The sequence below is a fragment of the Thalassobacillus devorans genome (genome assembly GCF_011761345.1).
Taxonomy (GTDB): Bacteria; Bacillota; Bacilli; order Bacillales; family Halobacillaceae; genus Thalassobacillus; species Thalassobacillus devorans.
The window spans coordinates 181,854-195,502 of the sequence record NZ_JAASRY010000001.1; the positions used below are offsets into that span (position 1 = coordinate 181,854).

Consider the following 13,649-nt stretch of genomic DNA (forward strand, 5'->3'; position numbering starts at 1 on the left):
TAGGAGAGGCCGCGTCATTTCTTTTATTCTAATCACTTGTTACCAAAATTCTTAAATCGACTTTTTCTTTTGCTAAAATAGAGTATCTATCTTTCCTGCGCCCTAGTCACGTGTTATGAACCAGCTTAGTTACTCTGAAATGTTAGAAATGATGTGAGGTTAGCTCTTTAGTCCTTTTATTAGTGACTGTATAACCTCTAGGCGACTAAACTCCTTTGGAGGAAATTCTCCTCTTCTCAGCATTTCCCTTACTTTTGTCCCTGATAAATGTATATGATCCTGTGTTCCATGGGGACATGTTTTTTTAGTTGTAATTTGGCTGCATTTCTTACAGTAATAAGCATGGTCAAAAAATAGCGGCTTAATTCCTAGCTCACTTTTGCTGAATAACGAAAAAATTTCTTGTGCTTCATAAGTTCCATAATAATCCCCTACTCCAGCATGGTCACGACCTACGATAAAATGTGAACATCCATAATTTTTTCGAATAAGAGCATGAAAGATTGCTTCCCGTGGTCCTGCATATCGCATAGCTGCCGGGAATACTCCCAAATGAACTCGATTTTTCGGATAGTAATTTTGGAGTAGAATCTGGTAGCTGTTCATTCGTATAGCAGGGGGAATATCGTCAGCTTTTGTTTCTCCGACGAGAGGATGTAATAAAAGTCCATCTACTACTTCCAATGAACACTTTTGTATATATTCATGTGCACGATGAATAGGATTTCTGGTTTGGAAAGCTACAATTGTTTTCCATCCTCGATTAATGAATTCCTCCCTTGTCTCTTTTGGATTATAATAAAAATCTGGGAATAAGCTTTTTGATCGAGGAGGTCTGACTAATGTAATAGGACCTGCTAAGTACACATCAGGTCGATTGAATAGCTTTGCTACTCCAGGGTGAGCAGGGTCAGTAGTTTTGTATACTTGTTTTGCTTCCAGCTTTTTATCAGGTTTATATTTTTCATGTAAGTGAAGAATACCATATACCTCGCCAGCAAATACCAGTTTTATCTTTTCTCCAATTGTAAGACGTGAAGAAAGGGCTGCAGTAACTGGCAGTGTAATAGGTATACTCCATACCAATCCATTAGCCAACCTCATTTTTTCCCCCACTGAATTATAATCTTTTTCGCCCATAAACCCTGTCAAAGGGCTATAGGCCCCTGTTGCGATTAACTCTAAGTCAGAAAGAGCCATTAAATCTAATTCGATTTCTTTTGATATAGAGCTATAATCATAATTATAATCTACTTTGGAAATCAGTTTATGTCCATGTGGTTCTATAATAGTCATAATAAAACCCTTTCTTTCTTAAATTCTTTTTTGAATAAAATCTACCAAATGACTAACAGAATCTGATATGGATTTTTCTGTTGTGTCGATAACTACTTCTGGCGCTAATGGTTCTTCGTAATCTTGTGATATACCAGTGAAATTATTTATCTTTCCTTCAAGCGCTCTTTTATAAAGACCTTTAGGATCCCTTTTCTTACATTCTTCAACGGAACATTTAACGAAAACTTCAATAAATGTATTATCTTTAAACCTTTGCCTAGCTTCATCCCTATCTTTTCTATAGGGTGAAATCGCTGCGACGAGGACAACTATTCCTGCATCAACAAACAATTTTCCAATCTCAGAAATTCGGCGAATGTTTTCTGCTCTATCCTTAGGAGTAAATTCTAAGTTGTTATTTATGCCATGTCGCAGGTTATCTCCATCAAGCAAGTACGTATGGATCCCTTGATTAAATAATTCTCTTTCTACATGGTTAGCAATCGTAGATTTACCAGCACCCGATAACCCGGTGAGCCATATAACCAAGCTTTTGTGACCATAAGCTTTCTCTCGCTCTTCTTTTAATACATGGGTTTGGTTCCAAGTGATGTCCTCACTCATAAAACAATTACCTCCAAATTAAAAATGTGAGTGAAACAGTACAAATTAAACAAAAGATACTTAGCAAAAATCCGACCTTTAAATAATCAGTAAACCTATAACCTCCTGGGCCGTAAATAATAAGGTTTGTTTGATATCCGATAGGGGTGATAAAACTGCATGAAGCAGAAATCGCAATTAACATTGCAAACATTTTGGGATCGATCCCTATTTCTAATGCAACCGAATGTCCTAATGGAAACATCATGGCTGCGGCAGCAATATTATGAGAAATTTCAGTTAATATCATTGTTACTAGATAGATAGTTATAGCTGTTCCTAATAAGCCAACCCTGTCATTTATATATAATATAGCAATTAAAATCGTTTGGGTTACCCCTGATTTTTCTATAGCTGACCCTATTCCGATAGCAGAAGAAATAAGGATTATTACACTCCAATCAATCGATTTTCGTGCTTCTGCAGGACTTATTGATTTAGTAGCCAGCAAAATGAGGACTGCAATAATTGCAGCTTTAATTATGGAGATAAGTTGGACGGCTACAAGTGTGAACATTACTAGCAAAACAAAGAGTAATATTTTATTATTTCGAAAGTGGTTTATCTGCATATTTTCCGAATTAGCGCTTTTCTTCATGGGGGTTCGGTTGTCTTTATAACTCCTGTGAGGGAGCAGGTGCCTGCCTATTAAATACATATATATTAGGCCAACAAGGGTAAGAGGAATGCCCAAATAAGAGAATTCTAAAATTGTAAACCCTGGATGTCCGCTTTGTTGCAGCAAACCGTCTACCATCAAATTCGTAGAAGTGCCATATAAAGTAATTGTTCCACCTAAAATTGCTGCATAAGATAAGGGGATTAATAGTTTAGAGGGGTTAATCCCGTTGGATAACCCCCAATTACGTACAAGCGGGGTAAGTGTAGATACTATAGGAGTGTTATTGATAAAGGCTGATAAGATTGAAACTGATATCATCATTTTAAGAAGGAGCCAAGGAAAATTCCCATTATATTTTAATACTTTTTCAATTATGTGATGTAGCATACCGCTATTAAATAACCCTTTGCTTATAATAAAAAGAAGGGCTATGGTAATAACACTTTTATTTGCAAAACCTTGAAACGCCTCATCAACTGAGATGACATTTGATAATACAAAAATTGATAAGACCGAAAAGAGAGTCAAATCAGGTGGGAACCACTGTTTAATTAATATGGTAAACATTCCTGCTAAAACAAGTGTTACATAAAAAATCTCCACCTATAGCCCACCACCATGATATTGATAACTATGACTACAATATGCATTTTTTATACTTTTGTTATTAAAATGGGTATAGGTACTATCTTTCTTCTTGGTGTTCAAAACATTGTTATTTACCCACACCTTTCTCTTAACATCGTTTTATAATACAGTATATTGACCAAATAACATTAAAGAGAAGGATGAATTAGTATGATTCATTTCAATAAAAATGATCTTGAACAAGATCGTTTAGTGTGTTTTTTGCATGTACCAAAAACTGGTGGGAAAACGTTATGGAATATATTAGAGAAACAAAGTGAAGATGTCCTTGTTTGGCATGGGAAATTTTTTGAAGAGCTTAATAAACCTTTTGAATTCTTCACTTTCCTAAGGGATCCAGTTGATCGAGTGCTATCAACCTATTACTATATACAGAATTATGAACGCGATCCTTTGCATAAAAAAGTAAAAAGAATGAATCTGGAGGAATTTGTTGGATATATGAGGAATGAGGAAATCGGAGATAAACCATATCCTAAAAAAGATTTGCGCAGTATACGTTTTAGAACAGTGAATCTTGCAACCCGTTATTTATCAGGCGGTAATCCTTCAGATCTAAAGAAGGCTAAAGAAAATCTTAAGAACCACTTCCCGGTTGTAGGTTTTACAGATATGTATAATGAATCCCTATTTTTGTTAAAAGAGCATTTTAATTTTGATATTTCCAAAGTAGATAAAATAAACACTAACAGGAAACGGCCAAAAAAGAATGTTGTACCCCAATCCATCATTAAAACCATAGTTGAATTAAACAGCCTTGATATAGAATTGTACCAATCGGCAAAGGAAGACTTTATAAATAACTTAAATCAATTGGATAGCACATCGATGCAAAAGTTAAATCAATGGAAATCTATGCATTAGTAGAATTTTATTTGTTGATATATGTGGAATTCTTAAAAAATTTAATTGACAGGCAAGGCCAGAACTGAAAAGTTCTGGCCTTGCCTGTCAATTAATTCAATTAAAATTCGTTTAACAGGTCTTGTAATTCTGCTTGCTGTACATCAATTTGTTCAAGAGCATGGTTTATATTTCGTCTAAAAATACTTATAATACTTTGGCCATAATTGTTTCCTGGAACTGCCCATTTTCCGTTAAGCTGAGTCCAAGTAGTTGCGCTTCCTCGGCTGACAAGATCAAATCTTGGGTCGACTTTAGGGTAACCATTTGGAATCGGGGCTGTTGAGGCATAGGCGTATAAGTGTTGAATATGTGCATGAACACCTTCTTCAACCGTAGCGAAGCTTGCTCCTGGATTATCCGGACCAGTGGCTCCAATACCGGCAAAGTTGTTTTGTTTTTCGTCCACTATACCTGTAAAACGGAAGTAATCCGTCTCGTGAATAGCCTGCGCATATGCTACATCTGCTCTTATTCCATAAACTTTACCATATTCCCTGTAGTAACCTCCAAGATCTGGAGCTTTGGGGTTAATTGTCTTTACAAATTCATTTAATTGACAAGGATTTAAGTGAATATCTCCCTGGATGGTAAAACGTTCTTCCGGGGTGGAGGGAGGTGGTGAAGGAGCTTCTCCATCTGTCAGAATGAAAGCGTCAGTAATTCCAATGCTCTTCAACTTCTGAACCTGCTGATGGGCGTTGTCTTTTATTGAATAAGCTCCTGCTTGTACTCGATAATATTGTTCTCCTGAAATGGTAATTGGGACAATAATAGAATCAATGTTATGAGTCCCTAGGTACTGGACTCGATTTTCCGCATTACTTCGGTTTTTAAAGGAACCAGCAATGACCTTGTAAAGAATACCTGGTGAGGATTTAGAAGGTAAATCAAAGGCTTTCTTCACACCTTCCCCAATTGCAATTGATACATCTTGGATAAATTCAGGGTCAGTTAAAAGCTTTATGTCTTCGGGGTTATCTACAAACAACACCTCTAACAATAATGCAGACATCTTTGTTTCCCTTAGCACATGAAAATTGGCACGCTTTTTCCCTCTATCATTAACACCATATTTAGCTTCCACGGCATCTAAGATCTTATCATGAATAATATTTTGATGGGTTTTAGTGACTGGAGGGACAGTACCGTTAAAAATATAACTCTCAAAACCAGTTCCTCCAGCAGCATTGTTGTGAATGGATAAGAAGAAATCGGCATCTTCAGAATTAGCCAATTGGGTCCTTTGTTCTAATGAAACCGTGAGATCACTGAGTCTTGTCATTACTATATCCACTTCGTAGTTTTTGAGAAGGTATTCTCGCACCTTTAAAGCGATTGAAAGATTGAAATTCTTTTCTTCATAGCTTTTATAAGTTGCCCCAGGGTCATTTCCTCCATGGCCAGGGTCAATAATTATCTTTTTCATTTTATTAGCCTCCTTTCAAGACTACATTTCATTATATGAATAGTTAGACAAACCCGGTTAGACTAGTATGTAGTTTTATTTAAAAAAGGCACGTGCTGCAGGTTAACATCGGTTATCGACAAAGGTTTTTTTGGATTAGTGTCGATTGACAGTAAAAGTCGAAGTATTTCAAATGCTAATTACGAGGAAATCATAAAAGACGCAATCCCACAGGGGGAGTGCGTCTTTTATGGGAAGGAGCAGAGATTGAACAAGCAATAGTGGATCAACAATGCTTTAACCTTTTCTATCTTCTGGTTGGTGGTAAGGAAGTGACTCGGAGTTACAATAATATATGCACCTTTCCTACCATTGTGACCATCATTATTTTAAATTTCGAATGCCAGGAATCTGAAAGTTTTAAATACTGGGCGTTGTTCTATCTAGAAAATGAGCCAGGGTTTATTAACATACAGCAAAAAAGGTCTCCATCATCAAGAATCGATAATAGAAACCTTTTTGTGATTGCTTGTTATGTCCCTGCCTATCTGCTTTTTTTCTAGGACATCTCCTATATAATTTATATAATACCGTACTGATATCTTATTCGGAAAAGATTGAACGGTCTAAATTTTTCTCTTCTTACCACAACAGCCGCCTCTACTGACAGGCCTTTTTTTAACTAATGAAGCATCCAATACGATTGGCTCATCTGTCGCTTTGAAAAACCTATTTTGGTAAACTTTTTTTCCTTTGGAAGTCCTTCTTATCAAAAAAATCAACTCCTTCTATTGATAATATATTGTACTCGGGACTTTCTAATAAGTACGGGCTTTTATTATGTTCTTATTAAAAAAGGGCACTCCTTATAGTTGCCTTTATTAATAATGTAAGTTTTGAGGGAGGGTTGTGCAGCTTTATAGGAAACAATTGCCATCTTTACATTCTTATCTGGGTGGTTGATGAGGTCATACCTTGAGGGAACTGGTGCTGTTGTCGGGTGTGAGTGATAAATTGCAATTACCAGTTCATTTCGTATTTTAATTTCGTTAAGGGTTTGTGCGACTATCTTCTCGCTTACAAAAAAACGTCTGTCTGACTTCCATTCATTTTCCAATGGCCATATAGAGGTTATATCATCCTTGTTTCCTGCCAAAAGGCCGCAAGCTTCATAGGGTAAACAAGATTTACCGTGTTCAACAAGCTGATTATATATAGTGTTTGAAATTGTAATTTTGTTCATTACCATGTCAATCCTTTTTTTGGAAAATTGAGAACAGAGATGAAAACTCAATTTTCTTTTGGCTTTTAGGATGGGTCTCCTCGTTTGTTTCTAATTGTGGTTGCTTTTTCATATCTTGTTCAGTTATGTCGTTATTTTTTGGTGTTGAAGCTTTGGGATCAACATGCGTGCTTTTAAACTCATTATTTTTAATAGGGTTTTCACTGGAATCCTGTGATTTTCTCTCTTGTTTTTGTTTAGAAAGCTTACTTTGGATTTCTGCAGTTATATTTTCTGTAGGGTTCACTGCAGAGCGTTGTTTTTCTGGTGATTTGGGTAACTGGTTAGCTTTTTTTTTTCCTTGTTGTTTGGAATAGATGATATTTTTATTTAATTCATTCTGAGATTGCTGAAAAGTTCTTCTCTTAGATTTTCCCCTTGATAAGGTGTTTTGCCCACCTGTCGAAGGTATATTGGACTGATGTTTTTGGCTGCTGGTTCTTGTGAAGCTGGAATTTTGCCTGCTGAATGATTGAGATGGCTGCTCTACATTCCTGTAAGATTGGAGCATGTTTTGCAGCTGTCGGTACTCCGATTTTCTTGGATTTTGAGCTTTTTGATTATTCTCCTGGTTAATGACGACTTGGTCTTGAATTTGTGCTATATCCTCTTTTAGTCGATCAATTTCTCTAATGCTTTCCCTGAAATGACTGTTTTGAGAATAAATAACTGTATTTATTTTCTCAATTAATTCATTAATATTAAGCTGATCAACTTTATCTATTACTTTACTGATATCTTCTTTCAACTGGCTCATCATATTGTTAACATTTTGCATATAATCAGCAAAATTTTCTTCCCTCTCCTCAAAATCGGCTGATTGCCTCTGGTATTTCTCTTCCATACTTTTCATTTCTCCTTCTAATCTAATAAGTTTTGAATGAGTTTCATTAAACTCGTGCTTGATTAGAAGATAATCGTCCACAGCTTCCCCTTTTTTTACTACATTAAGGGTTTGTTCATACACCTTAAGCTGATGTTTCAATCGCTCAATGTCATCGGTGCTATATAACTTGTATTTATACATCACTCATCACCCTTTTGCAGCACATTAATATACTATTGATGAACCTTCGATACGTGACAAATGTCCGGTTACATTGTTACTTTTATTCCTCCATTAATCCATTTTATGTAGATGCCAAGAAGTTTAGCAAAAATAATTAGCTTTTAATTTGGATATTTGCATATGTCGCAAAAGGTTTTCTATTTCCGCGCTTTCACTATACCGCTTTCAGCTTTCATTCATATGCTATGAGTGAAAACAAAATATCTTATTCGGAGGTGTAGTTTGCATTATGCAAGCGAAAAATTTGACCGGGGGCCAAGAGCTCCTATGCATTAATACCGAGAAAGTGTATGACTGGGTTATTAATGAGACAACGTTCGATTTGACTTTAGGTGATTTGGAACTCCCAATTGGTCCTACAGGAGATCCAATCGAGTGTGACGATATCGTTGACAATGGTGTTACTTGTGAAGTAGCTCCAGCTGAGGTGGACCCGATTGTTGTTCTTGGGCGTGTAGATCAGGAATTTGTCATTGATGGCACAACGGTAACATTGCAACTGGTAAATATTCAGAAGAACTTTGACGTTACGGTCTTTGTTGAACTGTTACCGGAACTTGGTGGAGCTATCATTGAGGTAGGTACGGTATCCTTCACACGATGTGAACAGGTAATACTATGTGCCCCAGAGGGTACAGACGTTGATGTAACGTTCACAGATTTAGACTGCTTCGTATGTACAGCTATCTGTGTTGAAAACGGTACAGAAGTGGATGAACTAACTGATATTACAGTATCCGTTCGCCTATGCCAAAGCATCCAATCAACATTTGAAGTAACTCTTGAACTTGTCGCTGACTTCTGTGCACCAAGAGATATGCTTCCTATCCCACCATGCCCTGCACCAACCATGCCGCCACAGTGTCCTGTGATTTTCCCGAGCGGGGATGACGGTGATAATGGCTGATCACTCAGCATAGCTATAAAGAGAGGAATTCATTTTCCTCTCTTTATTTTTTTGGGAGGTGGGCTCAATGAGAAAAAAGGAGTCGAAAATTCTTGATAAGCTCGATGAGTGGCAAACATTGAATTCCTCATACTTAAAAGAAATCAAACATATGGCAGAAAAAGCAAGAGAATTAAATACTATGCAAATCATCGGGTATTTTACTTATTCCTTTAACATCCAGCATAAAAGTAATGGTGAAAATATATGTATTGGCAACTTTCACATTTTGAATGCAGGAGGTCGTTCCCTTTCCAACCCTTATATATGCATTAAAATTTCTAACACGGCTCCATTCACTTTTTCGGGAAAGTATGTTTATAAGGATTCAAAACAAAAGCTGAAATTATCCAATGCCTGGGAACGCATCAATGGTCCGGAAGATAGAGAAGAATTCTGGTTGAAACCTGTAGAAATTCAGAGTCTTGAGCCGTCAGAGACACTCGTTTTTTCAAATTTTCAGTTGAAATGGGAAGCAGGTTCTTCATATACCGGAGGAATTATGGGATACATCTATGGAGATGAAATACAAGGTGGAATCAATGCCTTTAATCAAATAAATTTCAGTGGTAAGGTTTCAGAGGGGGAGAGCGATGACAAATGAATATCATGATAAAGAAAATGAAGTGCTTGTTCATCAGTTAATTAGGTACTATTTAAAAAATCATTTAAGTGATATAAAAAATAATAATCGTAAAAATAATAGTTTTTTATATCTTGATGGTGATATTTTTCAATTGATTCTTATATATATGTTAATGCGGGTGGATTCTTCCCCTTTAAAAACGGAGACGAAAAAAGATGACCTATTCCAAAATGAAACTGTAAGTGAACGATTAGATCAAATCATCACAGAAACTAAGGCAGCCTATGAGGATATTATTAAATCTATGAAAGAATAAGTATTAGACACGTTAGGAACTGTTCCGGGCAGTTCTTTTTTTTGTACTTTATTGAAATTCTAACATTTTTAAGGATTAAAATGTAAGGGCTTTTGCCATAAATACTTAGCGACCAAACAGGAAGGAATCTGCATATATCCAAGGAACGTTTAGCTTAGTTGCACATATAGATACCATAGCCCAGAGTTAATCAGTTTGTTCCTAAGGAGGCTGACGAATGAAAAAGAAAACGATGACAGATCCTATCCAACTCCAACAAATGGTAATTTACTATAAAGCTGAGCTTGCAAAATATAAAGAAAAAGTAAAGGATTATCAGGAAAATTACCATTACTCCCTGCTTACGACCCTTAAAGAACAAAATATTGAGTTATTAGAGGAAAACGAAAGGGTTACTAATCAATTAAGCCAAATAAAGAAGGAAATGAACAAGAAAATTAGCAATATAGCATCTCAGTTAAAAAGCAGCAGATATAATGAAGAGAAACTGAGTGTGAAACTGGAGTCCTTAGAGGAAAAGTTAGTTTATGAGGAAATGTGCAACAAACAGTTAAAATCCAAGGAGAAAAAATTACGAAATGAAATAATTGATCTGAAATCTTCTTATTCAAGAAGCCGAAATGAAATTATTCAACTGCAAAAAACAAATCAGGAATTAAATGAGACCTTAAATGAAAGCACAAAAGAATTCCAGGTAGTAAAAGAAAACTTACGTAAGCAGGTTGCTGACTTAAGCGAAGAGAATGAAACAAGACATAAGAAGATAATAAAGTTAGAAAATACAATCAAGGAATTGGAGCACCAAAATAAGGAGCAAAATACAAATATTGACCAATTTAAAAAGGAAATATGTGAACTTCAGGAAAAACATTCAAAAGAAATAAACTCTTTCCAAAAAAAAATTGATAAGATCAGAAAGGCCCATTCTGTGTTAAATACCGAAAAGGAACAATTAGAAAAAGAAAATCTGGAAATCGCTGCACATCGGGACAATTTATTAGCAGAAGAAAGATCAGACTTTGAGAAGAAACTAAAAAGTAAAGAAGAAATAATAGAACAATTAAAAGAAGAGAATTTTACTTTGTCAAACCAAGTGGAGAAATTAAAAGATGCTAAGGTCCAAACTGAATTTTTGGATATTTTCGAAGAAGCAGACCCTTATGATATGATTTCTTTTTTAGATAGTCATATAAAAACTTTATTAGAGGATTCATTTGAGGCATCGAAAACAGAGAATCCCCAAGATACGCTCATCCGAATACTTGAAAATGAAATAGATACATTATCGGAAAAGATCAAAAAGCTAGAGAGTGAAGCAATGGAGCATAATGAAGAAACAGTAGATGTAAAAGAGCAGGAAGAATAATCTTATTCCCGGCTTTCGAAAATATTGTTTAGCAGGAGAGCAATTGAGGGAGGGTCTACTGTGGGTGAAAGATGGTTATATTTACCTGTTGAAGTAAAAGCGAGAGAATTGGATGCTAAATTACTTCTGGCTTACTATGCAATTAAAAAAGGATACCATGTGATTTTAGGCGAGCAGAGAATGGTAGAATTAGCAGCGGCCGAATTTCCTGAGGGGATATTTTATTCGAAAGGATATTCCAGAGGCTACAGAAAGAAAGTGATCAAACAAGCAGTAACTAATGGACACGAAGTGGTAGAACTCGATGAAGAAGGTTTGATTTTCCCGGATTCTGACAGGTATTTAAATACCAGAATGCAAAAAGAGGTCCTCAAAATGATAACAAAAGAATTTTGTTGGGGACATTATCAGTGCGAAGTGATAGGGAACGCTTATCCCAGCCAGAAAAAAAAATGCCATATTGTAGGGAATCCCAGGTTTGATTTATTACATCCGAAATTTCATAACTTATACCTCCAGGATGCTGATCGAATTAATGAAAAATATGGTGACTTTATTTTAGTTAATACGAGGTTTCCTCTTTATAATGGAAGTCAGGGGAAGAGAGAAGATGACTCCAACCCTTTCCTTTTATATATTAAACAATTATACATCTCTTTTATTGAGATGGTGAAGGGACTGGCAGTTGCTTTTCCCCATCATCAAATTATTGTTAGACCTCATCCTGCTGAAAACACTGACCCTTATGAGGAAGCGTTTTCTATGTTAAATAATGTCAATGTGATTTTTGAAGGAAACATTATCAAATGGTTAATGGCTGCAAAGGCAATTGTTCACAATGATTGTACATCAAGTATTGAAGCTTATTTGCTCGAAAAGCCAATTGTAACTTATATACCTGTGACTTTTAAAGTTATGGACATGAAACTTCCGAACGAATTGGGGATCCAGGCAGTCAAAATAAACGATGTAATATCAATCATTGAATCCATTTTAAAAAGGAGTAATTCCCATGAATATTTCAACCAGAAGTATAAGGACACTGCGAATAAATTGCTGTCAAGCTATTATTTAAAAGATAGTGGCCAGTTTTCTTATCATTCAATTCTTAAAATAATGGATGGAATATCCCTTACTCCCACGAAACCAATCCCTCGTTTCAACCATTCATTCAATGTAAAACCCAACAAAAAACTTGAACATCTATTCCCGTTTCTATCAAAACAGGAAATACAATTATTTTTTAATAAAATAGATGAGATAGAAAATCAGGATACTGTTCTTTCTGTAACCCCCATAGGTGAAAATTTATATTCTATACGTTCTATGTAATATATGTTTTTCCTGAAAATTGAGGAAAGTTTGAAACAAAAAGGAAGCTAGGCTGAACAAAGCAGGCATAGCTTCCTTTTTAGTTTTTATGACAATTGACCAATTTGATAGGTGAAAGTCTATTATATTCACTAAGTGCAAAATGGTGAATATAAATGGTATTACTGAAAAAGTTTATAATCATTTTTATAGGAAAAGAGGAAATGATGGTGTTTTTCAAAGAAAAGAAAATATTAATTATCGGTGGTACTGGAACTATAGGTAAAAGTCTAGTACGTAACATTCTCACGGAGGAGCCAAGTTTGATTAGGATTTTTAGCCGTGATGAATTTAAACAATATCAGATGCAAAAGGAATTAGGAGATAATAAGAAGTTGGAGTTTATTCTAGGAGATGTAAGAGATTACCAAGTCTTGAAAAATACAATGAATGAAATTGACTATGTTTTTCACCTTGCCGCAATGAAACAGGTAACTGCATGTGAATTTAATCCTTATGAAGCTGTGAAAACAAATATCTTTGGCACTACTAATGTAATAAATGCAGCTATTGAACAAAACGTAAAAAAAGTGCTCTTCACAAGTTCAGATAAAGCCATTTCACCAACCAACACATATGGTGCAACTAAACTGATCGGGGAAAGACTAATTACTTCTGTCGAACTTAATAAAGCAGTAACTAATCCAATATTTGCAAGTGTAAGGTTTGGAAATGTAATGGGTTCCAGAGGGTCGGTTATTCCACTTTTCCAAAAGCAAATTCAAAACGAAAAAATTATCACCCTAACCGATAGAAATATGACACGGTTTATGATGACATTGGAACAAGCTACAGAATTGACAATTAAAGCACTTAAAGAAGCGAAGGGCGGAGAAGTTTTTGTTTTGAAAATGCCTGTAATTAAACTGGATGATCTTGCATCTGTACTGATTGAGGAAACATGCAAGAAATACGGGATTGAGGAAAAAGAAATTGGTATAAAAGTGATGGGATTAAGACCTGGCGAAAAAATGTATGAAGAATTGATGAATTATGATGAGTCGTTATCAGCTTTAGAATTAAAAGACATGTACATTATAGTGGAAGGGGCAAGAAATGATGTCTTTTACGCCGGTTCGAAAAAAATTATCCCAGGAACTTATAGCTCAAAAGAGCAAGATGCCATTTCAAAAGAACAACTAAGAAGATTGCTCAAAGAAGCAAATCTAACTTAATAAATGGAAAGTATGG

13 protein-coding genes are annotated in these 13,649 nt (G+C 35.5%); 7 read left to right on the forward strand and 6 right to left on the reverse strand.

What is annotated here, in order from left to right:
* Window positions 1-159: 159 nt before the first annotated feature.
* From sat to FHS45_RS01000, 3 genes are read right to left on the reverse strand one after another with little or no spacing between them, the layout of a single operon-like run.
* The gene (sat, locus tag FHS45_RS00990; RefSeq protein ID WP_062444468.1) at window positions 160-1,296 is read right to left on the reverse strand and encodes a sulfate adenylyltransferase; all 1,137 of its coding nucleotides are present in this window, start codon (window positions 1,294-1,296) and stop codon (window positions 160-162) included.
* A gap of 18 nt (window positions 1,297-1,314) precedes the next feature.
* Window positions 1,315-1,902 (reverse strand): adenylyl-sulfate kinase, encoded by a 588-nt coding sequence (gene cysC, locus FHS45_RS00995; protein ID WP_062444470.1) that lies wholly within the window; start codon window positions 1,900-1,902, stop codon window positions 1,315-1,317.
* 7 nt (window positions 1,903-1,909) lie between these two features.
* Window positions 1,910-3,166: an SLC13 family permease gene (locus tag FHS45_RS01000; RefSeq protein WP_062444472.1), complete on the reverse strand. Its 1,257-nt coding sequence runs from the start codon at window positions 3,164-3,166 to the stop codon at window positions 1,910-1,912.
* Window positions 3,167-3,361: 195 nt separating this feature from the next.
* Between FHS45_RS01000 and FHS45_RS01005 the strand changes: the two genes are divergently transcribed.
* The gene (locus tag FHS45_RS01005; RefSeq protein WP_062444475.1) at window positions 3,362-4,075 is read left to right on the forward strand and encodes a sulfotransferase family 2 domain-containing protein; all 714 of its coding nucleotides are present in this window, start codon (window positions 3,362-3,364) and stop codon (window positions 4,073-4,075) included.
* Between the two features lie 100 nt (window positions 4,076-4,175).
* On the opposite strand, the gene FHS45_RS01010 is transcribed toward FHS45_RS01005, so the two are convergent.
* The 3 genes from FHS45_RS01010 to FHS45_RS01020 form a co-directional block, all read right to left on the reverse strand.
* A complete protein-coding gene (locus FHS45_RS01010) occupies window positions 4,176-5,543 on the reverse strand; it encodes an N-acetylmuramoyl-L-alanine amidase (RefSeq protein ID WP_062444477.1) in 1,368 nt (455 codons plus the stop codon).
* Window positions 5,544-6,360: 817 nt separating this feature from the next.
* The gene (locus FHS45_RS01015) at window positions 6,361-6,765 is read right to left on the reverse strand and encodes a M67 family metallopeptidase (RefSeq protein WP_166761340.1); all 405 of its coding nucleotides are present in this window, start codon (window positions 6,763-6,765) and stop codon (window positions 6,361-6,363) included.
* A gap of 7 nt (window positions 6,766-6,772) precedes the next feature.
* Window positions 6,773-7,831 carry a hypothetical protein gene (locus tag FHS45_RS01020; RefSeq protein ID WP_062444484.1) on the reverse strand — a complete coding sequence of 353 codons (1,059 nt, stop codon included), beginning with the start codon at window positions 7,829-7,831 and terminating at the stop codon, window positions 6,773-6,775.
* A 271-nt stretch (window positions 7,832-8,102) separates the two neighbouring features.
* On the opposite strand from FHS45_RS01020, the gene FHS45_RS01025 reads away from it, so the two are divergent.
* The 6 genes from FHS45_RS01025 to FHS45_RS01050 all read left to right on the forward strand — a co-directional run bounded on the left by FHS45_RS01025 (window position 8,103) and on the right by FHS45_RS01050 (window position 13,633).
* Entirely contained in the window at window positions 8,103-8,780 is a 678-nt protein-coding gene (locus FHS45_RS01025; protein WP_062444486.1) for a BMQ_0737 family morphogenetic spore coat protein, read from the forward strand.
* Between the two features lie 67 nt (window positions 8,781-8,847).
* Entirely contained in the window at window positions 8,848-9,423 is a 576-nt protein-coding gene (locus tag FHS45_RS01030; protein ID WP_062444490.1) for a hypothetical protein, read from the forward strand.
* Window positions 9,413-9,721 (forward strand): hypothetical protein, encoded by a 309-nt coding sequence (locus FHS45_RS01035; RefSeq protein WP_062444492.1) that lies wholly within the window; start codon window positions 9,413-9,415, stop codon window positions 9,719-9,721. The genes FHS45_RS01030 and FHS45_RS01035 overlap by 11 nt, the downstream gene beginning before the upstream one ends.
* Window positions 9,722-9,938: 217 nt before the next feature.
* Window positions 9,939-11,087 (forward strand): coiled-coil domain-containing protein, encoded by a 1,149-nt coding sequence (locus FHS45_RS01040; protein WP_062444494.1) that lies wholly within the window; start codon window positions 9,939-9,941, stop codon window positions 11,085-11,087.
* 60 nt (window positions 11,088-11,147) lie between these two features.
* Window positions 11,148-12,419, forward strand: a complete 1,272-nt coding sequence (locus FHS45_RS01045; protein ID WP_062444496.1) for a surface carbohydrate biosynthesis protein — start codon at window positions 11,148-11,150, stop codon at window positions 12,417-12,419.
* Between the two features lie 209 nt (window positions 12,420-12,628).
* Window positions 12,629-13,633: an SDR family NAD(P)-dependent oxidoreductase gene (locus FHS45_RS01050; RefSeq protein WP_062447719.1), complete on the forward strand. Its 1,005-nt coding sequence runs from the start codon at window positions 12,629-12,631 to the stop codon at window positions 13,631-13,633.
* Window positions 13,634-13,649 lie beyond the last annotated feature (16 nt).